Origin of the sequence: Flavobacterium sp. CAN_S2 (genome assembly GCF_015752255.1) — a bacterium.
Taxonomy (GTDB): domain Bacteria; phylum Bacteroidota; class Bacteroidia; order Flavobacteriales; family Flavobacteriaceae; genus Flavobacterium.
The window spans coordinates 660,940-683,819 of record NZ_JADOVA010000001.1 but is presented as its reverse complement, the minus strand read 5'-3'; the positions used below and the strand labels follow the sequence as shown (position 1 = coordinate 683,819).

Here is a 22,880-nt window from a genome sequence, read left to right as displayed (position 1 = left end):
ATTTTATAAATTATTTAATCCGGATTGGCCATTATTTTAAAAAGCTCTGAATTTGATATGTAAAAACGATTCTCTAAAGCGATCTTCGAAAGCTGAGCGCTAACTAAATTATTCTCTCGAGTATTGATTAGAAATAAGGAACTTTCTCCAAAAGAAAATAATCTTTCCTCTGAGTTTAACATTGTCAGATTGTCTTGAACCAAACCTTTTATCAGCTCTTTTTGTCTTAACAATGACTCAATTTCCATTTTTTGTGCATTTATTTTATTGGTCAATTGTACTTTTTCAAGATCTAATGTAAATTCAGTTTCCTGAACTTTGAACTTCGCCAATTTCAAGCTTCCGCGTTCTTTTCGAAGAAATAAAGGGAAGTAAAAATCTAGTCCAATTTTATAATCCTCAAACTGATAATTATCAATATAGCTGGGTTCTGAAATATAGGAGTAACCGACATCAATTTTTGGTAAAAGCATGTTAGCTTTCAGTTTTCGTTCCACATTGAGCATGTCAATTTTGCTTTGCAGCGCATTAATTTTTGGATGATTAGTGATGGAGAAATCGGTGTTCAGTAAATCATTCGTTTTTAAACTTTCCTGAATCGTGAATTCCAATTGGGTTTCAGGAATCAACTCATCGGATAATTCCAGCGGAATATTGTTTTCCAACCAAAGAAAAGTAGCGAGTTCTAATTTGGCTTTAGCCAATTTCAGATTCGAATCTTCTAAGCTCAGTTTTCTGTTTTTCACAATAATTCCTGCCTCAACACTATCAATTGCGGGTTTGTCACCTTGATTAATTAAAGATTGAATTCCTTTAAATCTAATTTGTGCATTTTCATTATATTCTTCATACAACTGCACTTCATTGAAGTTTTTTTTCCAATTAAAATAAGCCAGTGAAGCATCATACAAAACCGCAATCGCCTGAAGTTTTCGCTCTGCCTGACTCAATTGTATTTGCATTTTTGCCTTTCGGACATCAGCCATTCTTTGATTGATAAACAGTCCTTGTCCAAGTGGAACGGTCACTCCTAAGGAAGTTAATCCTTGATTGGGAAGGGTGTTTTGCGGATTCAAGTATACGCCATCACTATTGTCAAAACCCGCTTTAATCTCGATTCCGTACCATGTTGGGATTTTGAAGCTGCTGTTCAAAATCGAATAATACTCTTTGTCTTTGAATTGTTTTTCGCTGAAATCGACTTCAATTTTTGGGTCAAAACCACCGCGAGCCATCATCAAATTAGCTTGCGCTTTACTGATTTCCAAGTTGGCATTCTTCACCAGCGGATGGTATTTTTTTACATACCCCAAAAACTCCGTATAAGTGAATTCTTTTGAGGTGATATCTTGGGCTGTTGCAGCAAAACCCAAAAATAAAAATGCTAAAAATAGTTGTTTCATTATTTTTTCTCTGTTGTTGGTTTTACCCCTGGTTTGTAATAATTAGGAGGGAATCCGTTCAAGGATCTCCACAATTCAAACCAAACCGGCACATTATTTAGCAGTGCGATGGTTTGCGCTCCAGCTCCTATACTCAGTTGCTCAGGCCATTTATCATCACTATTATCAGGTGAAATTAATACGCGATATTTTCCATTGACACTAATGAAATTTTCAATGGCTACAATTTCACCTCCAAAGGTTCCGTAAGACATGTTTGGCCATCCGGAGAATACAATTGTAGGCCAGCCATCAAACCAAACTCTGACTTTTTCTCCTTTGCGTAACAATGGAAGGTCTATTGGGTTTACAAAAGTTTCTACGGCAATATCATATTTTGATGGCATTATGGTTGCAATTGGCGTTCCTTCTTTGATTGTTTCTCCTATTCCGGATTGCAAAGCCCTGTTGATGTAGCCGTTTTGCGAGGCTTTGATATAATACATTCCGTTTCTAATGCTGTAATTTGCATACTGATTTTCAAGTTTATTTACTTGTGCATCAGTATCGTACTGACTGCTAAGCGCTGTGAATTTGTCGCTATTTGCTTTCGAAACTTTCTCTGCATACTCCGCGCTTATTCTGTTTATCTCAACTTTAGCATTAATAAACTCGTTTTTGCTGGTTAAGTATTTGTTTTCCTGAGTGATAATTTTCGCTTCTACTTCTTGTAATTTCAGTCTTTTTTCTTCAATATCAGTAAGTGGTTTCAGTCCTTCCTTATTCAGTTGAACCGAACGATTGTATTGTGTATTGGCTATCTTTAATTGGGTTCTTACGGCAACTAAATCGATACTGTCACTCTTTATTTTCAAAACTGATTGTTTGATTTTATTTTGTGCTTGTTCCAGTTTCAAAACTTTTTCTCTTTCAATGGCTTGTATCTGGCCGGTAAGCGTGCTTACTTTTGAACCATACGATTGTAAAGATTGTTTTTTTGCATCTATTTGATTTCGTGTGTTTTGAACTAAATTTGGATCCATGTAATCCTCTTTTATTTCTGATATAAATAGAATTGTATCGCCTTTCTTTACAAAATCGCCTTCTTGAACATACCATTTTTCAAGTCGACCAGAAATCACACTCTGAATGGACTGTGGTCTTTGGTCAGGTCTTAATGTGGTAACGCTACCGCTGCCTGAAATGTTTTGCGTCCAAGGCAAAAAGAGTGCTATTACCCCTATAATTGAAACCCCTACAATAATTTTATTTAAAATTTTATAGTGTGGTCTGTTGACTAGGTTTTTCACCGTACTAAAACGATCTAATGACGGCAGTTTTGTTTTATTGTCAGATATGTTTAGCATGACTAATTATTTTTTAAATCAAGTTGAATAGTTCCATTTTCCATAGTGATGATGCGACTGCATTTGGTTTTCCAGTATGGGTTTTTTGAGGAAACTATTATTGTCCAGTTATTCTTCTCGGATGTAAGGAAATCAATAATTTCATTAGCAATTTTAATATCCATCATGTCCGTAGGATCTTCGTAAAAAAGGATTTTTGGTTTGTGTATGATACTTCTAGCCAATAGTACTTTTTCAGCATCGGAAGATGATAATTGCTTGCCTTCAGGAAAAATGCGTGTTTCGAGACCCTTCGGCAGCGTTTTTACAAAGCTGGAAAGTTGGACTCCTTCAATAGCCCATTTTAGATTTTCAGTTGTTATTGAGCTGTCATTGAACGTAATGTTTTCTAACAGCGTTCCTTCAAATGGTGTTTCACCGTGAATAATACCGCCAATTTGCGAACGATATTGCTTCAGGTTAATTTTTCTATACGTATCGTCATTAATGTAAAAAGTACCAGATGTAGGTTGCAATAAACCGGACAATATGCGAATTAGGGTTGTTTTCCCAGAACCATTAGGTCCTTCAATTGCTATTTTTTCTCCCTGTTCTATTTTAAGAGATAAATTACTTAATATTTCCTTGTTTGAATCCGGAAATTTAAACGTAAGATTTTCTATTTCCAATGAAATATTAGCATAGCAAGTATCGCTGTTAAATGCGGTATCGTCTTCTAATTCCATGTCAGTCACTTGACCAATTTTTTCAATTGAGGTCAGTACATCGTAGAATGTTTCAAGTCCAATGATAATTTTTTCGACAGAAGTTATAACTAATAAAATAATGATTTCTGCCGCTACGAATTGGCCAATATTCATTTGTTCTGAAAGTACCAAAAAACCTCCAATAGACAATAAGCCACCAGTTATTAAAATTTTAAAAATGATTAATTGGGTAAATTGTCTTTGGATAACATTGAAATGTTTTTCGCGATAATTCAAGTAAGCAGCCGCTATATTGTTGTTTTTTTGGAGTCCAAAATTGTAGTGAAGGTCATTTTTGAAACTGTAATTATTCCGTGCTAATTCTTGTAACCAGCCTGCTACTTTATATTTGAATTTTGATTCTTTCAAACTTGTTTCCAGACCGGATTTAAAAGAAAATCGGAAAATAAAATACAAAAGGAAAAATAGTAGTACTCCAAATATTATAAAGTACGGGTGATACAAAGACAGTAAAATTACTCCGAAAGCAATTTGCAATAATGCTGCTGAGAAATCGGTTAGCAGCTTAGAAGTTCCTTTTTGAATAGTCATCGTGTCAAAAAATCGATTGGCTAATTCTGGTGGATAAGAATTGTACAATTGATCCATTTTTATTTTTGGCAAACGAGCCGCAAATTCAAATGAAGCGCGAACAAATATTTTCTGTTGTAAATTTTCAGTAATTCGCAATTGCATCAAGGATAAAATCCCCACTAATGCGACACCAAAAATTACCAAAATGATTAAAACAATCCAAGAGGCGCTTACTCTTCCGGATTGAATAAAGTTGATGATGGCTTGAATACCCAGAGGTAAAGACAAACTGATTAATCCTGCAAAAATGGCATAAAAAAATATTTGATACACATCTTTTTTATCTAATTCAAGTAAATTGTAAAAACGTTTTAATGGCGTCATGGTAATTTTTTTTTGTTTATCGTAGGACATTTTTGGTAAGATTTAAATAAAATTGAGTAGTACTCACGTATTCATTACAATCTGTAATAGTTTTCAAATGTTCCGTCAGAAAATGTTGGTGTAAGCTTCCAACTACGATTGTTGATGCTAGCGATTTAGAAAAAGGATATTCCGGATTGACTTCGTTTATAAAGCCTACAATTCGGTTTATTACCCTTTTATAAATCAGAAAAAAACCTTCTTTATTTTCTTGATCTACTTCTTTTGTCTGTAATGTTTTTGTAAATTCTGCAATGATAATTTTATTCAAAATAGATTCGTTGATATGTTCTGTATTAATGTCATCAGTAACTTTTTCAGTTACAATTGTTATTGCTTTGTCCAGTTTTTCGGATGGATCCAAAATATTTGTAGTTGCAAAAACCAGCTTATATTCCATCCAGCTCCAATACCAAGAAGATAAATATACGAGCAATTTATGCTTGTTCTCAAAGTAACGATAAATGGAGCTTTCATTGGAACCAATTTTTTCTCCCAACTTTTTGAACGTAAAATTGTCAAAACCAATTTCGTCTATCAAGAGGATACTTTGTTGTATAATCTTCTTACCTAAAGGAGACGTTTCCGGATCCTTAACGTATATTTTCTCGTTGACTTGTATTTTTAAATTCGATAGTATAGAATTCATAAACGATAATATTTTATGCAAATATAATAGTATTACTATCAATATTGAGATTTTAACTTTTATTTATAAAAAAAGCTACTCATAAGAAAAGCAGCTTTTAGTTAAATATTAATTTTTAATTTGTTTAAAGTAAAGAATGACAAGTCATTACCTCCGGTTTTTCGACACCCATTAATTCCAAGATGGTTGGAGCAATATCGCCAAGAACTCCATCATGAATTACTCTTATATCTTTGTCCACTAAAATAATTGGAACTGGATTTGTAGTATGCGCCGTATTTGGACTTCCATCAGGATTAATCATGGTCTCACAGTTCCCGTGATCTGCAATTACGATGGTAGTATAGTTATGGGCTAATGCTGCCGTGATTACTTTTTCAACACATTTATCAACCGCTTCACAGGCTTTTATTGCTGCACTCATAATTCCGGTATGTCCCACCATATCGCCGTTGGCAAAGTTAAGACAAACAAAATCTACTTCTTCTTTCTCCAATTCAGGAATTAAAGCGTCTGTCAATTCAAAAGCACTCATTTCCGGTTGCAAGTCATAAGTGGCAACCTTTGGAGAGTTTTTCAAGATGCGGCTTTCGCCAATAAAAGGCTGTTCTCTTCCGCCGGAAAAGAAGAAAGTCACGTGAGGATATTTCTCCGTTTCAGCAATACGAATTTGCTTTTTGTGGGCTTTTTCTAAAACTTCTCCAAGAGTTTCCGTAATATTATCTTTGTTGTAAACGACTTTTACGTTTTTGTACGTTTCGTCATAATTAGTGAGCGTAACATAATACAAATTAAGTTTGTGCATGTTTTGTTCATGACAATCCATTTGAGTCAATACTTCTGTTAATTCTCTTCCTCTGTCCGTTCTGAAATTAAAGAAAATAACCACATCATCTTCTTCAATTGTTGCTAGAGGTTTGTCGTATTCATCCACAATAACCGTTGGGTGAATAAATTCATCAGTTACATTGACTTCATAACTATCCTCGATGGAAGCTACTGCATTTGTTGAATGTGTTCCAATTCCGTTTACCAATAAATCATAAGCAAGTTTTACTCTTTCCCAACGTCTGTCTCGGTCCATCGCATAATAACGTCCCACAACCGAAGCCAGTTTTACGGTAGTATTAGCAATGTAATCCTGTAAATCCTGAATATAATGCTTTCCGGATTTTGGATCTACATCACGACCGTCAGTAAAGGCGTGAACAAAAACTTTTTGTAAACCATGTTGTTGTGTTGCGTCAATCAAGCCACGCAAATGAGATGTATGAGAGTGTACGCCTCCATCTGAAACCAGACCTAAAAAGTGTACTTTTTTATTGTGTATTTTAGCATACGTGAAGGCATCAACTAAAACTTGCTCCTTCGCCAAAGTGTCGTGTGCTACGGCAAGGTTAATTTTGGCTAAATCCTGATATACAATTCGGCCTGCGCCAAGATTCATGTGACCTACTTCACTGTTTCCCATTTGCCCTTCAGGAAGTCCAACATTTAATCCGTCAGTTCTAAGTTGAGCACTTGGATAATTTCTATAAAGACTATTAATAAATGGAACATTGGCATTATCGATAGCAGAAACTTTTGGGTCAGGAGATTTTCCCCAACCGTCCAAAATCATAAGAATTACTTTTTTATTCATTGCAAATTTATTTTAAGCAAAGATAAAGTATTTCTAAAAATCTTCAAGTGAATCAAAATCACTATTATAGATTCAGAGGCTAAGCATAACAAATAATGATTATTTTGTTGTGGAAAGTTACCTTTTTTAAGGTTTATGCATTTAGAATTTATTCTTCACTTCATTATAATCTATAAAATAGCGCACACTAATCGAGAAAACATGACTCAATGCATCATTATTCAATAAATTGGTGAAGTTCTCTCTAAATTCTTTATTGATGTTTCTTTCAAAAGCACCCGCATTGTTTCGATACAAAACAGAAACCTGACTTCCTGGCGCAAACCACCAAGTATAAGACAAATCAGCATTCCAGGAATAAAAACTAGAGTTTTTGTTGTCAGTATATCCTGCAAAATCCATAAGTCTGCCGTTTCGTTCTAAGGATAAAGTATTTTTATTTTCGGCGTAGGACCAATAATGGCGTAACGAAATATTAAAAGTCATTTGGCTGTTCAGCGAATATTTTCCCGAAACCGTATTCGAATAGGTAATAACATTTCTATTCGCAAAAAGTATTGTATTTGGCGTTGCCAAATTTAGGTCTTCATTAATACTGTCAATGTAGCCTTTGTTATTGTTTTGCCTGAAAAAATTGAAATTATAATTCAACGATAATTTATCGCTAAAACGGTATCTCGGACCAAGAGAAAAGCCATACGAATTTCTTCCTGCCTCGTCAAAAACGGCGTAAGATGGATTAAAATCAATGGCGAAACTATTATTGTAATTGGTTGAAATATAAATAAATCCTCCAAGTTTACTAGGTCTTATAACGTATCTATCAGCAGCTCTTGGTTCATAATAATCATAGGTTTCTAGCGGATTTGCATCGAAACCTATTCCGAAGTAATGATTTTTTTTGGTATTCGAATTAATTTGAAAGTTAATATTGCCCGTTTGTAATTTGCCTGTTTCTTTTTGAAATTGTGAATAAGCGTTTATTCTGGCATTGAAAGTGTTAAAGTACTTCGTAGGATTCAAAATTCTATAACTAGTGTTACCATATAGACTGTAATAATTAGTCTCAAAATTGATTCCTAAATCATTATTATCAAAATCTTTTGTGGTGATATCAGCCCCAACTCCATAACGAAACTTACCGCTGGTTTCAGAGAAATTCAATTGGGAATTAATACCTTTTTTGTCCTCAACACCATTGATGTAACTGTACTTAAAATCACCGGCGAGGTTGTAGGTGTTTTTCTTGGTATTCAAATCCCAAACTAATGCAGTCACATTTCCATCACGAAAACTTCCGTTTCGGGTCACATTTGTATTCACAAACGCAACAGAGGAATTTTTGCGAAAGCGTTGGTCTAAAACTAAAACATTATAATTTGCCAGTGGTTCTATTTCATTTCTGATTTTGCCGGTTTCACGGTTATAAATAGAGGTTGGTGTTTTTTCCGTAACAGCGTTCAGAATTCCTACTCCTAAACCATCTTTAGTTCTGCCCGAAATTTTAAACGCATTGATAAGACTGACATTTGGAGTCTCTGCAAATGATTCATTTTCATTTAACTTATATGTTGGAACGCCCCCAATTCGTCTCGAATAAACTAAATTTCCTTTGCTGAACAAATCGGTTCCTTCCGTGAAAAAAGGTCTGTTTTCATTAAATTGTTGTTCGAATGGTCCTAAATTCAAAATTTGATCGTCGTATTTTGTTTGTCCAAAATCAGGAACAAGAATCATATCCAGTGTGAAAGCATCGTTTATTCCATATTTTAAATCCAATCCACCTTTAAGAGTTCCGTATGTTTTTTGCCTTGCGTCCGCATTTACATAAAAAGAAGAGTACGGTAAAAGAAAAAGTCGGGTAGGAGGTTTTATGTTTTCAATTCCCTCTAAAACTCCGGTTTGTTGGGTAAATGTTCCAAGTTTAGAATCGATGAAGTTCCAAGTAAATTTTTGTCGGTCTCGTCTTATCTCTCTAAAAAAATTAAGTCCCCAAGTTTGTTTGTTTTCACCAGAAAAACGGAGTGCTGCGTATGGAATTCGCATTTCGACAATCCAACCTTTAGCTGTAATTACGGCTTTGCTTTTCCAAACGGCGTCCCACGAATAATCCTCGCCATTGGTGTCAGTTGTAATACAATCGGCCTGACCGTCAGCAGCATTTACAAAAAATTGAAAATCTTGTTGCCCGTCATTAAAACCGTTAATAAAAACTCCAAAAATGTCAGAAGTACCAAAATTATCTCTTTGAGTGATTTCTCTTAAAATTTTATCTGGATTGTCGTCATACATCATGGCTCCAATGTATATGGCATCGTTATCGTATAAGACTTTTACTTCTGTTCTTTTGTTTTCGGGAATTGCCTTGCCATTATCAGGTTCAAACATAATGAAATCAGTTGCAACTGCAGCAGATTGCCAAATAGGTTCGTTTAAATTACCATCAACTTCAATTTTTTCGGAAATGAATTTTGTTTGTAATGTCTTTTTTTGGCTGTAGCCACAGACACTTATGAAGAGGAAACAAAGCAATAAATGATTTTTCATGAAACTGTTGATTGATTGATGCAAAATTAGAAAAACCAAAATAGTTTCAAAGGGACAAATCACCAATCCACACAGTAGTTTGGATTAATAGACTCCATTTTCAATCGAATGTTACAGTTTGTTTTTAAAAAATTAAAATTTATTTTTTACCGTATTATAATCAATAAAATAACGAATGCTTACTGAAAGCACGTTCGTAAGATCGCTTTTGAAGATATTATCAAGATTTTTGGATACTCTTTTTTCAACAATGTCAGATCTTTGCAGACCATAATTTCGGTACAAAACTGAGATTTCGCTTCCTGGCGCAAACCACCATGAATAGGATAAATCAAAGTTCCAGGAATTAAAATTCCGGTCCTTGTTTTGTGCGTAGCTAGTATTTGGAATTAAATAACCGCTGTTTTGCAAGGTAAAGAATTCATGATTTTTAGAATACGACCAATAATAGCGAGCCGTTAAGTTAAAGGTCATTTTATTGTTTAAGGAATATTTTCCAGTAAGATCGTTTTGAAGGATTTCTCGATTGCGTTCTGCAAATACAATTTCTGTATCATCAAAGGCAACCCATCCACGATCATTAATCATTTTAGTGTATTCAGATGCGAAGGCTAAAGAAAATTTATCATTGAATCGGTATTTTGAACCTAAATAAAAGCCATAATTATTTCTACCACTCTCATTGTATTTTGTAAATGTAGGTTGGATAATTAATGTAAAAGGATTGTTGTCGTTTGAGGTGAAATTTAGAATGGTAATCATTCTTTCTGGAAGAAATACATATCTTCCATATTCACGAGGCTCGTAAAAATCGAATGTTTTGACGGGTGTTAATTCGAATAAAAGCTCTAAAGAATCATTCCCTAATGTTGTCGCCCTTATTTCTGTCCCAAAAGCACCAGTTTGTAATTTTCCGGAAGTATTGTCTATTTCAAAATTTACATATTCATTTAATCTGAAAGTATTAAAAATTTTGGTTGGATTTACTATTCTATAGCTTGCATGTCCGTAAGCATTGTGATAATTAGAATAAAAATTGATGCCTAAGTCATTCACATCGTAGTTTTCAGAAAGATATTTTCCAGAAAAACCATATCTATATTGCCCGCTTGTTTTTTCAAATCCAATTTCTGTTTTAAATCCATCATAGTCTTCAATTGTATTGATAGAGCTGTATTTAAAGTCACCGTATAGATTATAGGTATTTGATTTTGTATTTAAGTCAAACAGTAATGCCGAAACATTTGCATCTCTAAAACCACCGTTTCTGATAGTATTTGCATTTACAAAAGTAACCGAAGAGTTTTGGTTGAAGCGTTGATCGAGGACCAACATATTGTAATTGGTCAAGGATTGTACGACCGTTTTTGATGCAGTTTTTGTGGTTGTGTCAAAAATGGTTGCGTATGTTTTTTCACTAACTGCATTCAAAAAACCAATTCCAAGTCCTTTAGCAGTGCGACCAGATATTTTTACAGCGTTAATCACATCCACAGTACTAGGAAAATCGGTTATTTCTTGATTTGGAGACAATTGGGCTTCAAGATTTTCTCTTTCAACAATTGGGCTTCCGCCAATTCTACGCGAATACAATAAACCGCCTTTGCTGAATAAATCAGTTCCTTCCGTAAAAAAAGGTCTATTTTCTTCAAATCTTTGTTCAAAAGGCAATAGGTTTAAAATGGCATTGTCAAATTTTGTCTGTCCAAAATCTGGAACTAATATGGCATCCAAAGTAAAAGAGTCGTTAATGCCGTATTTGATATCCAATCCAGCTTTGAAAGTTCTGTCAGAGCCAATGTCACTTTGCTGATAGTAGGCGGATGTATATGGAATCAGGAAAAGTCGAGTAGGAGTTTGAATGCTTTCGATTCCTTGAAGAATTCCTGCTTGTGGAATCACAGCACCTATTTTAGTGTCAATCCTGTTCCAGGTATATTTTTGTACATCACGCTTTATTTCACGCATGAAGTTCAAGCCCCAAGTTTGTTTGTCGGCTTTCGAAAATCGCAAAGCGGCATAAGGAATTTTCATTTCTACAACCCAGCCAAATTCCGTAATTGTCACTTCGCTGTCCCAAATGGCGTCCCACGTAAAATCTTCATAATCCTCTGTTGCCAAACAATCCATTTGAACTCCTGCCGCACTTACAAAAAACCTAAAATCTTGTTGACCATCATTGAAGCCATTGATGTAAACGGAGAAATGATCGGAAACCCCAAAAACATCTCTATTGGTGATTTCTTTTTGAATTTTATTAGGTTCGTTATCATACAACATTGCCGATATATAAATAGCATCGTTGTCATACAGCACTTTTACTTCTGTTTTTTTATCATTGCTTATCGGTTTTCCATTGTCAGGTTCAAACATGATAAAGTCCGAAGCAATCGAGGCCGATTCCCAAATTTGTTCGTTGATCTTTCCGTCGATTGTTATGTTTTCTGTGATGGATTTTGCTTGGAGTGTCTTTTTTTGACCAAAGGTGTTAATACTGCAGGTAATTAAAAAAAGTAATGATAAATAAATATGTTTTGTCATGAATTACTAATGTATGTGAACAAAAATAGCAAAAATAGTACATAATGTATTTTTATTTTTAAGCAGATAGACAATTTTTTCTAGAATATTTTGTTATATTATAATTAAAGTTTTCATAATTTTTGTTTTCAAGGTCCTTTAATACGTACGTTTGCAACCCGAATTAACTTATAACTTAAACACTACCAATGATTTATACGATACTTCCTACTGTTTTATTTATGCTTGCATCCTTCTCTTCAAGTAAAACATCTTTTTCTGAGCCAAAGATTATTAAACCAGTAGTTTATGCCAAAATGGTAGCAATTAGTGATGAGACTAAAATCGAAATGGCCTACAATAATTTACATTCTGACAAATTTGCTTTACCTAAATTGGAAAGTTTTGCAGTTGCCTTAAAAGGATATTATTCGTTGAAAGAAAAAGGATTAATCAAAAAAGACATTTTAACGTTAATCGACTTTAGTTTATCTTCTAATACCAAAAGACTTTGGGTAATTGACTTAATCAGTGGAGATGTATTGTATCATTCTCTTGTTGCCCACGGAAGAAATACTGGCGAAGAATATGCTTCTAATTTCTCAAATGCAGCCGAATCGTATAAAAGTAGCCTTGGATTTTATTCCACAGGTGAAATTTATAATGGCAAACACGGCATGTCACTTCGTTTAGATGGTTTAGAAAAAGGAGTAAATGATAATGCAAGAGCAAGAGGCGTAGTAATGCACGCGGCGGATTATGTTTCCAATTCATTTATAAAAAACAATCACAGATTAGGAAGAAGTCAAGGCTGTCCTGCTGTTCCTGCGGAATTATCTAAGGAAATAATCAGTACTATAAAAGGTAAATCGTGTTTCTTTATTTATCATCCTTCTAGAGCTCCTAAATTTGGAGCTAAATCAATTTCGTAATTTATCGTACAAATCAGCGTCAAGGTTGTAAATATCATCCCTGAAAATCAATTTGTTGTTCTCGCTCCAAGCAGTCCAATATAGAATATGGAAGGCTATTTCTTTTTTGATTTTTACAAATTTCGTTCTCTCATTCTGTAGTGTTTCTGTGATTTTTTCCAGATTCCAATTGACTCCGTCGTTCAATATGTATTCTGTTAATTCCAATGGATTGTCTACTCTAACGCAGCCGGAACTTAATGAACGATCAATTTTGTCAAAGTAATCTCTGTGATTTGTATCGTGTAAATAAACGGAAAAACGGTTTGGAAAAATGATTTTTACCATGCCCAACGAATTGAAAGTGCCCGGACTTTGTACATAACGATACGTTTTGGCCTGAGATAATTGCCACTTGTACGGACTTACGATTCTTCCATTACTATCATAAACTTTAATGTTTGAATTTGGCAAATAGCTTCTGCTTTTTAAAATTGCAGGAATTACGTCTTCTCTCAATATGGTTGGCGGAACTGTCCAGGTTGGATTAAAAACGACTTGTGTCAATTTAGAACTTAGCACTGGTGTTTTTCTTTTAGCTCTTCCCACAATCACTCTGTGCGTTCTCAAAGTATCACTATTGTTTACCAGTGACAACTTATAATCTGGAATATTGATGATAATATATTCTTTGCCCATTTGTTTTGGATACCATTTCCAGCGTTCCAGATTAGCTATAATTTGTTGTGTGCGTTGGGTTTTAGAAAAATTAAGTGACGCTATGGTTCCAGCTCCAATTTTTGTATCGGCGGCTAAACCGTGCCGACTTTGGAATTTTTTTAAGGCACGAACCGTTTCTTCATCATAAATCGGCGTAAGACTGTCTTTAGGTTGTAATTCTTTCCAATAAATTAATCGTTTCTTGATGTCGATGAGGGAAGGATTTGTGTCATTCGGAGTTATTATTTTTGAGAATTTTATGGATTTAAAGTTGTCTTTTGGAAAAGTATTAATTTGCTGTAATGCTTTTTTTAATCTTTTGTAAACAAGATGATTGGGTTTCAATTGTTCTATTTTATAAACTAAAGAATCAGTTTGAAGTAATTGGGCGACTGTTGTATTTAGGTTGATTTCGTTAGGTTTCAAATCCCAGTTTTTATATAATTTTCGAGGATTTAGTTTTCCGTTAGTGAGATGTGAAATGTATTTTTGCAAACTGGAAGTCAGTAAAATATCATATTTTGCCAAATCTACAGAATCCAGAGAGGCTGCTTTTTTTTCGAAATCAAATAAAGATTTTACGTTGTAATCCTCTGGGCTGAGTCCCTCTTCACCTGCTTTGTTAAGCTCGGCTAAAATTATTTTTCTCTTTTCTTGGGATTGCCAAACTGTCCTGTAATTTGTAGATGTGTAAAAATCTGTAAGCACTTTGTTGCGGAATGAAAGTACTAAAGTGGAGTCCATATTGGTTGGTTTTCCTTCCGGTTGCACACGAGGTTTTGGAATCTCTTCTTTCAAGATTACCTCGCCTTTAAGTTCTTCTTTTTTACAACTAATAAAGGTAAACAACAACACTATCAGAAATGAAATGTTCATAATTTATATCTTTAAAAATTATACTTTATTCTCCGATTCTTATTGATTGAGTTTCTTTTTTTCTAAAGAAATAAAAACTTCCATTTCGGGTGTTGAACCAAATTAGATTTGGTTTGTTGTTGCTGCACTCTTTTTCATGGGTGAATACATGTTCTTTTCTTCAAATAAGGAAACCACTCCCAAGAGATTATCATAGTCAAGCAATCTAGTTTCTAAAGTATCGCCGTCAAAACGACAAATTGCTATCGGTTTTTCAGCCCGAAGTGTAGGAAGTCGTACCGGAAATGCATCCAAAGCAATTATTTATTAGATGTTTTGCATTATTTTTTCAAAGGTTTTTTTGTGTCCTATAAAGGTATAATATTTTCATATTAAATTCTTTATGATTTGAATCCTCTTTTTTAAAAAAGGTTGAAGCGGTAAGATTGAGACTTTTTAAGAAAAAAACTTGCATTAAAGCAAACTTATTAATTATATTTGCACCGTTGTTAATGCGAAAGTAGCTCAGTTGGTAGAGCTCCAGCCTTCCAAGCTGGTTGTCGCGAGTTCGAGCCTCGTCTTTCGCTCTAAGTTTCAAATTTACTTTGAAATCTTATTTTACTGTTATAATGCGAAAGTAGCTCAGTTGGTAGAGCTCCAGCCTTCCAAGCTGGTTGTCGCGAGTTCGAGCCTCGTCTTTCGCTCTTCAAAGCCGAAACTTAATTGTTTCGGCTTTTTTTTGTTATTTATTTTGGAACTACTTTAAAAAACTTAAATCAGTTCCAGGTTCTAATTCTTCAGGAATTTGATTTTGTCGAAACAATCGTGCGGTCAAATGACCTTTCAAAGTGATTGTATCTCCTTTTACATCCAGCCAACTGCCTTCTCTCAGTCCTAAAACCGGAACAGTATTAAATGCATGATATTCCTTAATTCGGGTTTCTCGTGTTTCGCCCATGTGTTTTGAAGAAGTATCCGGATCTAAATAATGTGGATTCAAATTGAAGGGAATTAATCCAAGGGTTTTAAAACTTGGCGGATAAACTATCGGCATGTCATTTGTCGTTTGTATCGAAAGTCCACAAATGTTGCTTCCGGCGCTTGTTCCTAAATACGGAGTCCCATTTTTTACAACTTCCGAAAGGATTTTCATAACATTATTCTTGTATAATTGGGATACTAGAACAAAAGTGTTTCCACCTCCTGTGAAAATTCCTTCTGCATTTTTTATAGCTTCTGCGGCATCTTCAAACTGATGAATTCCAATCACTTTTTTATTTATTTTGGCGAAAGCCAAGCCAACCATTGCAGTGTATTCCTGATGTGAAATTCCACCAGGTCTGGCGTAAGGAATAAAAAGAATGGTGTCACAATCCTGGAAATGCGTTGTCAATTCCGGTAATAAATACTCCAGATAATTCTCGTTTGCAAGTGTTGAGGTACTTGCGATTAGTATGTTTTTCATTTTTGGTGCATAATTTGTGCTAAAGATATTAAATCAGTCTTTTTTATTTCAAATTTTTAATTAACATTTTTTTACCAAGTCTTTAGTACTTAATTTGGAATGCATTAAGATACTTTTACGAGGTGTCAATAATGGCTTTCAAAGAGATGATTAGAATTGTGTACTTATTTTTGGCTTTTGCTGCAACAAATGTTTGGTCACAAGAAGCTACCCGAATGCAGTTGAACGGAAAAGTGACTGCTGATGTTTCGGTTTTAGAAGGCATTTATGTTATAAATAAAAAAACTGAAAAGTCTTCAATTACGGATCGTGACGGTAATTTTTCTATTCAGGCAGCTGCTGGAGATACGTTACTATTTACCGCGACGCAATTCAAGGAAACTACATTACTTTTGACGCAAGATCATTTTGCTAAAGGAATTCTTTATGTGAAAGTGATGCCTATTGTGAATCAATTGCGCGAGGTGATTGTTCGAAATGGGATTAACGCAACTTCACTGGGGATTATTCCTCGAGGTCAGAAAATTTATACTCCGGCAGAACGCAAATTATATACTGCCAGTGATCTGAATGCATCAGCAAATGCGGGTAGCATGATGGGAGGATCAGTTTCGGCGGATCCATTGTTAAATTGGATTTCGGGAAGAACTAAAATGTTGAAAAAAGAAGTGGAGATTGAAAAGAAAGAATCTTATTTACGACAGTTAGAAAATATGTTTACTGCGGATTATTTTGTGAGTAAATTGAAAATTCCTGCTGAATATGTCAAAGGATTTGAATATTACAGTATCGAAAATGAACGATTTGTGACGGTTCTGAAGTCTAAAAATGTAACAATGACTACTTTTTTGATAGGAGAATTAGCTACGAAATATAAAGAAATAATTGCCGGTGAAAATTAAAAATACGCTACAGTTTTTAATCCTTTTGTTGGTTCAAGTTGCCTTTGGGCAGACCACTAATATTAAGGAAATTCGAGGGAAAATAACTGCAGATTCTGTTGCAGTTGATCGCATTAATATTGTGAATATAACAACAGAAAAAACTACGGTTTCTGATGCGAAAGGTTTTTTTACAATACCCGTAAAAGATGGCGATGTTTTGGTATTTACAGCCGTTAATTTAGAAGGTCTTCGCCGGAAAATCACTAAAGAGGATTTATTAGGGGAAGTTCTATCGGTGATAATGCTCCCAAAAAGTATTATTTTGAATGAAGTTATTGTAAATGAATCTTCTATTACTGCGGAGAGTTTACGAATTATTCATTATGGTCAAAAGAAGTACACACCATCTGAAAGGAAATTATACACAGCAACTTCCGGTGGCGGAATTGACGGGCTTTTGAATACAATATCCGGTAGAAAAGCCATGTTGAAAAAGGAGATTGTTGTAGAAAAGAAAGAACAACTTTTGGCTAGAATTGATGTGCTTTTTGAAGATAAATATTACACGGAAACATTAAGGATTCCATTGGACTATATCAAGGGATTTCAGTATTATTGTGTCGAAGATGTTGCCTTTGCAAATGCGTTGCGAGCAAAGAATAAAACATTGACTATGTATTTAATCGTGAAACTTGCGGAAAATTATAATGAAATTATAGCCCTTGAAAATAAATAGCATTTTATGGGGAATGTTCTTTATAATATGCCAAATCTCTTTTGGACAAACTCTCGATGAAAAGCTGCTTCGTGGAAAAATCAAAGTCGATTCTGTTGGTATAAACGGAATAAATGTCTTAAATTTAAAAAACGGGACAAAAACACAAACAAATAGTGCTGGAGAATTTTTTATTTTGGGGAAAACCAATGATGTACTGGTCTTTACTGCAGTCCATCTAAAAACCTATAGGAAAACGATAAGTTCAAGTGATTTAGAAAGTGAGTTGATGCTGATTAATCTGGAGCAAAAAACTACAGAACTCAAGGAAGTGATTATTAATGAAAGTCAAATTAACCCACTTTCTTTGGGAATTGTTACTAAAAATCCTTTGAAATATAGTCCTGCAGAAAGACGCTTGAAAACAGCTGGAGATTTTAAACCGATACACTTATTGAATATGATAGGTGGATCAATGCCACTGGACCCGCTGTTAAATAAAATTAATGGAAGGACAAAACGACTCAAGAAATTAGTCATTTTGGAGAAAAAAGAAAAATATGTCCAATTAATTTCTGAATGGTATGATGAAGAATTTTTCACCACCAAATTAGGAATAGCATCTGATTATGTAAGTGGTTTTAAGTATTATTTAGTGGAAAATGAAAATTTTTTACAAGTTTTAGAATCTAAAAATAATCAAAAGACCATTTTATTTATGGTAGCTTTGTCACAAGAATACAAAACTGCACTAAATCATGGAAAGTGATAGTAGCTTAAAATCAATAATGTTAAAAAAAATAAAGATGAAAACTAAAATAAAAATATTGTGCTTTCTTTTCTTTTGCCAACTTTCCTTTGGGCAAAATGAAACCCGAAAGTCACTCCACGGGCAATTTGTAAATGAAATCGCTTTGGTAGACAATGGCTATGTTTTTAATTTGAATTCGAAAACAAGAACCTTCATCAGCAATCAAGGTTTTTTTGATATTTTGGCTAAAGCCAAAGATACGTTGCTGGTTTCAAGTCCTTCTTTCAAGTCCAAAAAAATCGTTCTTCAGGAAAAAGATTTTTTAAAAACGTTGTTTGTAATCGATTTAGAGGCGCAAACTACACTTTTGAAAGAAGTAATTGTAAAAGGTAAATTGGACATAAAGCCAGCTATCGGCAGTACTCAGAAAATTGTAGATATGCAATTTACGGATGATGCAAAATCTTCGCCTATAAATAGAACGATGCCTTCGGACGGAACCATAGAAAACGGAATGGATTTTGTTAGAATATTTAAAATGGTTTCCAAAGTATTTAAAAAAGATTCGGATGAAAAAGCAGGATTGAATGCGCAAGCAGATTTTTCTGATACCGTTTCTAAAGGGTTGGATCGCTATTTTTTCACCAATACCTTGAAATTGAAGTCGGAAGAAATTAGTCTTTTTCTGGATTACTGTGAAAGTGATCCGAAATCAAAAAATCTTTTGAAAGAAGAAGATGAGTTTTTACTAATTGATTTTTTAATTACCAAGAACGAAGAATTTAAAAGAATTACTACTTTACAAAAATGAAAAAAACAATCTTAATTACTTTTTTTGGGTTACTATTATTAACGTTAACATCTTTTAGTGTTCACAAATTTTATGTTGCGTTGTATCAGGTAAATTACGCTCCTGAAAAGAAAATGCTTCAGATAACGACTCGCATATTTGTTGATGATTTGAACAGTGCAGTTGGAAAAAAATACAGCAAGAAAATTAATTTAGGTGCAGAAAATGAATCTGTTAATGATGTAAATTTTTTAAAAAAATACTTCAGCGAAAAATTTTATATCAAAGTAAACGGTCAGACCAAACCAATACTTTTTTTGAGCAAAGAGATGGAAGGTGATGTGCTCATTTGTTACTTCAGCGTGAAAGAAATCCAAAAAATAAATAGTTTGGAAATCTATAATGCTGTAATCACCGAAGGCAATGCAGAGCAACAAAACATCATGCATTTTAACGTTTCTGGAGTCAAAAACACATTGCTTTTTACGGAATCCACATCCAAGGGAATGTTAAAATATTAATTAATGTAGATACATCTACTTAAAATTATTATTTTCACGCATTGAAATAACCAGATTTCCACTCTATGAAAAAATTATCTTTATTATTGTTTTTTCCAGCATTGTTATTTGCACAGGAAAAAACAGCACCGGTCACACCTAAACAAACCGGAAAGTACGACACGAATAAGTTTAGTCAAATGTATGATTTGTTAGCTACGCCTAACATGTTTCGTACGGCTTCGGGAGCTCCAGGCCCGGCTTACTACCAACAACAAGCGGATTACAAAATTAATATTGAGCTTGACGACAAGAATTCCAGATTAAGTGGTTCAGAAACCATTACCTATTATAATAATTCTCCGGATACTTTAGAGTATTTATGGGTGCAGTTAGACCAAAATCAAGCTGCTAAAAACTCACAGACTCCATTGGCGGAAAGCCAGAGAATGGAGCAGGTATTTCCAGCGGGAGGTTTTGCTAATAAATTTTTGAAACAAGAATTAGAGCGCGGATTCAATATTGAGTTTGTTAAAGATGCGAAAGGAAATTCATTGTCTTATACCATCAATCAAACTATGATGCGTATCAATTTGGCAACGCCAATGAAACCGGGAGAAAAATTTTCTTTTGCAATCAAATGGGCGTATAATATTAACAACTACAGAGCAGAAGGTGGTCGTTCAGGATATGAATTATTCGAAAAAGACGGAAATAAATTATATGTAATTGCTCAATTCTATCCTAGAATGGCGGTTTATAATGATGTTGAAGGATGGCAGAATATGCAGTTCTGGGGAACAGGAGAATTTACGTTGCCTTTTGGGAATTTTGATGTAAATATCACCGTGCCTGCGGATCACATTATGGAAGCAACAGGAGAGCTGATGAACAGAAGCGAAGTATTTACTCCGGAGCAAGTGAAAAGATATGAATTAGCTATGAAATCATACGATAATCCGGTTGTTATTGTAACACAAGCGGAAGCAGAAGCAAATGAAAAAGGATTTTCTGACAAGAAGAAAACATGGAAATTCAGTGCTAAAAACGTAAGGGATTTTGGTATTGCCACTTCAAGAAAATTCATTTATGATGCAATGGCAGTTAAATTAAGCGAGAAAACAGTAATGGCAATTTCAGTTTATCCAAAAGAAAGTAATCCTTTATGGGGAGAGACTTCTACAAGAACTGTAGCTCATACTCTAAGAAGTTATTCTGCACATACGTTTGATTATCCTTATCCAAAAGCGGTTTCAGTATCTGCGGAAGATCAAGGTATGGAATATCCAATGATTTGTTGGAATTACGGTCGTCCTGACGAAAAAGGGGTGACCAGTGAACGTACTAAAAATGGTATGATTGGGGTAGTAGTGCATGAAGTAGGACACAATTTCTTTCCTATGATTGTAAACTCTGATGAGCGTCAGTGGTCGTGGATGGATGAAGGTTTGAACACTTTCATGCAATATATGGCTGAGCAGGAAATGGGAACAAATTTCCCTTCAAGTCGTGGACCAGCAAGCAAAATTGTTCCTTACATGAGCGGTGATCAAAAATTCTTGGAGCCTATTATGTCTAATTCTGAAACCATAGTTCAGTTTGGTGCAAACGCTTATGGTAAGCCGGCAACAGGTTTAAATATTCTTAGAGAAACCATCATGGGAAGAGAGTTATTTGACCATGCGTTCAAAGTATATGCAAACAGATGGAAATTTAAGCATCCTACTCCGGAAGACTTTTTTAGAACTATGGAAGATGCTTCGGCAGTAGATTTAGACTGGTTTTTTAGAGGATGGTTTTACTCTACTGATTTTGTAGATATCGGTGTGAAGGAAGTAAAACAATATTACGTTTCTGAAACTGCAACTAAAGAGCTAAAAGATGCAACCGTAAGAAGAGGACGTTTTGGACAGGAAAAAGGGCCTTTCGTATATTTAGTTCCTGGAACTAGCGAAGAATTATCTGCAAAAGAAAAGAAAGCATTAGCAATTGCGGATGTAAATTTATTATCGGACTATGTTAATAAAAACTTTACAGTAGATGAAAAAACAAAATTAAAATCTCCAAAATATTTTTACGAAGTAGAGTTCAATAAACCTGGAGGAATGTTAATGCCACTTATCGTTGAGTTAACTTACGAAGATGATTCGAAAGAGTCATTCAAGTATCCAGCTCAAATTTGGAGAAAAAACAATGATACCGCTAAGAAAGTATATGCAACTGAAAAAGCAATCAAAAAAATCCAAGTGGATCCAAAATTAGAAACTGCCGATATTGATGTGACCAATAACACTTGGCCTAAAGAAGAAGTAAAATCTAAATTTGACTAAATAAAAATAAAATTTCTAAAAAAGACTCTGAAAAGAGTCTTTTTTTTATGAAAAAATTAAAAGTCAAAGATTCAAAATTTGATATCTTTGTAACAATCAAAAACAAAAAATATGTTTGGTATAGGTGGAGGCGAATTAATTTTTATCATGTTTATAGTGCTTATGCTTTTTGGTTCGGATAAAGTTCCTGAAATAGCCCGTACCATGGGTAAAGCAATGGCGCAATTGAAAAATGCAACGAATGACATTAAAAGTGAAATTCAAAAAGGAGCTGAGGCAAACGGATTCGATGCGAAAACATTGACCGATTTTAGGGGGAATATTACCTCTGAAATCAATAAAGCGAAGGATAATCTGTTAGGCGATACATCTCAATTTACTGATATAACAGGCAACATTACTTCTGAAATTAATAAAGCCAAAGACAGCTTGTTGGCAGATACAACCGCTCCAATTGAAACTACTAAAGAAGTAATAGAAGACATTACAGGACCAATAAAACGTCAGATGTAATGTTAGAAAAATTACTTTCCTTAGATACGGAATTGTTTGTGTTTTTAAATGGTTTAGGATCGAAGACTTACGATGGACTTTGGCTACTAATTACGAAACAAAGCAATTGGATTCCGCTTTTTTTACTGCTGTTATATGTTATTTTTAAAAAATTGGGAGCAAAACAAACATTATATTTACTATTGTTTGTAGCTGTCTTGGTAACATTTACAGACCAAACTACAAATGTCTTCAAGAACGGATTTCAGCGTTTACGTCCTTGTAATAATCCTGAAATAAATTCTTTTATACGCATCGTCCAAGTCAGGAGATCTTTTAGTTTTTTCTCGGGACATGCAGCAAATTCAATGGCAGTTGCAACATTTTTGTATTTTAATTTTAAAGATAAAATCAAATTTTTTGGACTTCTGTTTATATGGCCTTTCATCTTTGCTTATAGCAGAATCTATCTGGGACTGCATTATCCATTAGACATTTTATCAGGCTATTTGTTCGGATTTATTTCTGGTTTTCTGGTTTTTATAGTATATAAAATAGCACAAGAAAGATATTTTCCGCAACCTAAAAAGTACTAGGAGCAATTTCCTGCTGTCCGCTGTATCCACGCTAAAAAGCTTGGGATGCCGCTTCCATCAG

The 22,880-nt window shown here is 34.3% G+C and carries 19 protein-coding genes and 2 tRNA genes; 11 read left to right on the top strand and 10 right to left on the bottom strand.

Annotation, left to right across the window (positions count from 1 at the left end; genetic code table 11):
- Positions 1 to 14: 14 nt before the first annotated feature.
- The 7 genes from IWX80_RS03110 to IWX80_RS03080 form a co-directional block, all read right to left on the bottom strand.
- The gene (locus IWX80_RS03110; RefSeq protein WP_196852120.1) at positions 15 to 1,403 is read right to left on the bottom strand and encodes a TolC family protein; all 1,389 of its coding nucleotides are present in this window, start codon (positions 1,401 to 1,403) and stop codon (positions 15 to 17) included.
- Complete coding sequence (locus IWX80_RS03105; protein WP_196852119.1) at positions 1,403 to 2,749, bottom strand: HlyD family secretion protein; 1,347 nt, start codon at positions 2,747 to 2,749, stop codon at positions 1,403 to 1,405. Before IWX80_RS03105 ends, IWX80_RS03110 begins: the two co-directional genes overlap by 1 nt.
- A 2-nt stretch (positions 2,750 to 2,751) precedes the next feature.
- Positions 2,752 to 4,413, bottom strand: a complete 1,662-nt coding sequence (locus tag IWX80_RS03100; RefSeq protein ID WP_121364951.1) for a peptidase domain-containing ABC transporter — start codon at positions 4,411 to 4,413, stop codon at positions 2,752 to 2,754.
- Between the two features lie 16 nt (positions 4,414 to 4,429).
- Complete coding sequence (locus IWX80_RS03095) at positions 4,430 to 5,101, bottom strand: TetR/AcrR family transcriptional regulator (RefSeq protein WP_196852118.1); 672 nt, start codon at positions 5,099 to 5,101, stop codon at positions 4,430 to 4,432.
- A gap of 124 nt (positions 5,102 to 5,225) precedes the next feature.
- On the bottom strand, positions 5,226 to 6,743 hold the full coding sequence (gpmI, locus tag IWX80_RS03090) for a 2,3-bisphosphoglycerate-independent phosphoglycerate mutase (RefSeq protein ID WP_196852117.1): 1,518 nt from the start codon (positions 6,741 to 6,743) through the stop codon (positions 5,226 to 5,228).
- 141 nt (positions 6,744 to 6,884) lie between these two features.
- Positions 6,885 to 9,290, bottom strand: coding sequence for a DUF5916 domain-containing protein (locus tag IWX80_RS03085; RefSeq protein ID WP_196852116.1), 2,406 nt, complete (start codon positions 9,288 to 9,290; stop codon positions 6,885 to 6,887).
- Between the two features lie 132 nt (positions 9,291 to 9,422).
- Positions 9,423 to 11,831, bottom strand: coding sequence for a DUF5916 domain-containing protein (locus IWX80_RS03080; protein ID WP_196852115.1), 2,409 nt, complete (start codon positions 11,829 to 11,831; stop codon positions 9,423 to 9,425).
- A 188-nt stretch (positions 11,832 to 12,019) separates the two neighbouring features.
- Between IWX80_RS03080 and IWX80_RS03075 the strand changes: the two genes are divergently transcribed.
- Positions 12,020 to 12,742: a murein L,D-transpeptidase catalytic domain family protein gene (locus IWX80_RS03075; RefSeq protein ID WP_196852114.1), complete on the top strand. Its 723-nt coding sequence runs from the start codon at positions 12,020 to 12,022 to the stop codon at positions 12,740 to 12,742.
- On the opposite strand, the gene IWX80_RS03070 is transcribed toward IWX80_RS03075, so the two are convergent.
- Positions 12,731 to 14,317, bottom strand: a complete 1,587-nt coding sequence (locus IWX80_RS03070; RefSeq protein WP_196852113.1) for a L,D-transpeptidase family protein — start codon at positions 14,315 to 14,317, stop codon at positions 12,731 to 12,733. The two genes, IWX80_RS03075 and IWX80_RS03070, sit on opposite strands and share 12 nt — an antisense overlap.
- Before the next feature lie 102 nt (positions 14,318 to 14,419).
- On the bottom strand, positions 14,420 to 14,611 hold the full coding sequence (locus IWX80_RS03065; RefSeq protein ID WP_196852112.1) for a hypothetical protein: 192 nt from the start codon (positions 14,609 to 14,611) through the stop codon (positions 14,420 to 14,422).
- A gap of 199 nt (positions 14,612 to 14,810) precedes the next feature.
- Here IWX80_RS03065 and IWX80_RS03060 point away from each other — a divergent pair.
- Both IWX80_RS03060 and IWX80_RS03055 read left to right on the top strand, forming a co-directional pair.
- Positions 14,811 to 14,883: transfer RNA gene (locus IWX80_RS03060), tRNA-Gly, on the top strand.
- Between the two features lie 44 nt (positions 14,884 to 14,927).
- A tRNA-Gly gene (locus tag IWX80_RS03055) sits at positions 14,928 to 15,000 on the top strand.
- A 53-nt stretch (positions 15,001 to 15,053) separates the two neighbouring features.
- Here the strand turns inward: IWX80_RS03055 and pepE are convergent.
- Positions 15,054 to 15,761, bottom strand: coding sequence for a dipeptidase PepE (gene pepE, locus IWX80_RS03050; RefSeq protein ID WP_196852111.1), 708 nt, complete (start codon positions 15,759 to 15,761; stop codon positions 15,054 to 15,056).
- A gap of 131 nt (positions 15,762 to 15,892) precedes the next feature.
- Here pepE and IWX80_RS03045 point away from each other — a divergent pair, with 131 nt between their 5' ends.
- From IWX80_RS03045 to IWX80_RS03010, 8 genes are all read left to right on the top strand, one after another.
- Positions 15,893 to 16,663 (top strand): hypothetical protein, encoded by a 771-nt coding sequence (locus IWX80_RS03045; protein WP_334682208.1) that lies wholly within the window; start codon positions 15,893 to 15,895, stop codon positions 16,661 to 16,663.
- Complete coding sequence (locus IWX80_RS03040) at positions 16,653 to 17,381, top strand: hypothetical protein (RefSeq protein WP_334682207.1); 729 nt, start codon at positions 16,653 to 16,655, stop codon at positions 17,379 to 17,381. Before IWX80_RS03045 ends, IWX80_RS03040 begins: the two co-directional genes overlap by 11 nt.
- Entirely contained in the window at positions 17,368 to 18,129 is a 762-nt protein-coding gene (locus IWX80_RS03035; RefSeq protein WP_196852110.1) for a hypothetical protein, read from the top strand. Before IWX80_RS03040 ends, IWX80_RS03035 begins: the two co-directional genes overlap by 14 nt.
- A 37-nt stretch (positions 18,130 to 18,166) precedes the next feature.
- The gene (locus IWX80_RS03030; RefSeq protein ID WP_334682206.1) at positions 18,167 to 18,922 is read left to right on the top strand and encodes a hypothetical protein; all 756 of its coding nucleotides are present in this window, start codon (positions 18,167 to 18,169) and stop codon (positions 18,920 to 18,922) included.
- Positions 18,919 to 19,422, top strand: coding sequence for a DUF6702 family protein (locus IWX80_RS03025; RefSeq protein WP_196852109.1), 504 nt, complete (start codon positions 18,919 to 18,921; stop codon positions 19,420 to 19,422). Before IWX80_RS03030 ends, IWX80_RS03025 begins: the two co-directional genes overlap by 4 nt.
- A 65-nt stretch (positions 19,423 to 19,487) precedes the next feature.
- On the top strand, positions 19,488 to 21,731 hold the full coding sequence (locus IWX80_RS03020; protein WP_196852108.1) for a M1 family metallopeptidase: 2,244 nt from the start codon (positions 19,488 to 19,490) through the stop codon (positions 21,729 to 21,731).
- A gap of 111 nt (positions 21,732 to 21,842) precedes the next feature.
- Positions 21,843 to 22,244, top strand: coding sequence for a twin-arginine translocase TatA/TatE family subunit (locus IWX80_RS03015; protein WP_196852107.1), 402 nt, complete (start codon positions 21,843 to 21,845; stop codon positions 22,242 to 22,244).
- A complete protein-coding gene (locus IWX80_RS03010) occupies positions 22,244 to 22,819 on the top strand; it encodes a phosphatase PAP2 family protein (RefSeq protein ID WP_196852106.1) in 576 nt (191 codons plus the stop codon). The genes IWX80_RS03015 and IWX80_RS03010 overlap by 1 nt, the downstream gene beginning before the upstream one ends.
- The last annotated feature ends 61 nt before the right edge of the window (positions 22,820 to 22,880 follow it).

Excerpts from the sequence above, each read along its gene's own strand:
- IWX80_RS03085 (WP_196852116.1), bottom strand. The coding sequence starts at position 9,290 with ATGAAAAATCATTTATTGCTTTGTTTCCTCTTCATAAGTGTCTGTGGC.
- IWX80_RS03010 (WP_196852106.1), top strand. The coding sequence starts at position 22,244 with ATGTTAGAAAAATTACTTTCCTTAGATACGGAATTGTTTGTGTTTTTA.
- IWX80_RS03075 (WP_196852114.1), top strand. The coding sequence starts at position 12,020 with ATGATTTATACGATACTTCCTACTGTTTTATTTATGCTTGCATCCTTC.
- IWX80_RS03100 (WP_121364951.1), bottom strand. The coding sequence starts at position 4,413 with ATGACGCCATTAAAACGTTTTTACAATTTACTTGAATTAGATAAAAAA.
- IWX80_RS03095 (WP_196852118.1), bottom strand. The coding sequence starts at position 5,101 with ATGAATTCTATACTATCGAATTTAAAAATACAAGTCAACGAGAAAATA.
- IWX80_RS03070 (WP_196852113.1), bottom strand. The coding sequence starts at position 14,317 with ATGAACATTTCATTTCTGATAGTGTTGTTGTTTACCTTTATTAGTTGT.
- IWX80_RS03105 (WP_196852119.1), bottom strand. The coding sequence starts at position 2,749 with ATGCTAAACATATCTGACAATAAAACAAAACTGCCGTCATTAGATCGT.
- IWX80_RS03080 (WP_196852115.1), bottom strand. The coding sequence starts at position 11,831 with ATGACAAAACATATTTATTTATCATTACTTTTTTTAATTACCTGCAGT.
- IWX80_RS03025 (WP_196852109.1), top strand. The coding sequence starts at position 18,919 with ATGAAAAAAACAATCTTAATTACTTTTTTTGGGTTACTATTATTAACG.
- IWX80_RS03045 (WP_334682208.1), top strand. The coding sequence starts at position 15,893 with ATGGCTTTCAAAGAGATGATTAGAATTGTGTACTTATTTTTGGCTTTT.
- IWX80_RS03015 (WP_196852107.1), top strand. The coding sequence starts at position 21,843 with ATGTTTGGTATAGGTGGAGGCGAATTAATTTTTATCATGTTTATAGTG.
- pepE (WP_196852111.1), bottom strand. The coding sequence starts at position 15,761 with ATGAAAAACATACTAATCGCAAGTACCTCAACACTTGCAAACGAGAAT.
- IWX80_RS03020 (WP_196852108.1), top strand. The coding sequence starts at position 19,488 with ATGAAAAAATTATCTTTATTATTGTTTTTTCCAGCATTGTTATTTGCA.
- gpmI (WP_196852117.1), bottom strand. The coding sequence starts at position 6,743 with ATGAATAAAAAAGTAATTCTTATGATTTTGGACGGTTGGGGAAAATCT.
- IWX80_RS03030 (WP_334682206.1), top strand. The coding sequence starts at position 18,167 with ATGAAAACTAAAATAAAAATATTGTGCTTTCTTTTCTTTTGCCAACTT.
- IWX80_RS03110 (WP_196852120.1), bottom strand. The coding sequence starts at position 1,403 with ATGAAACAACTATTTTTAGCATTTTTATTTTTGGGTTTTGCTGCAACA.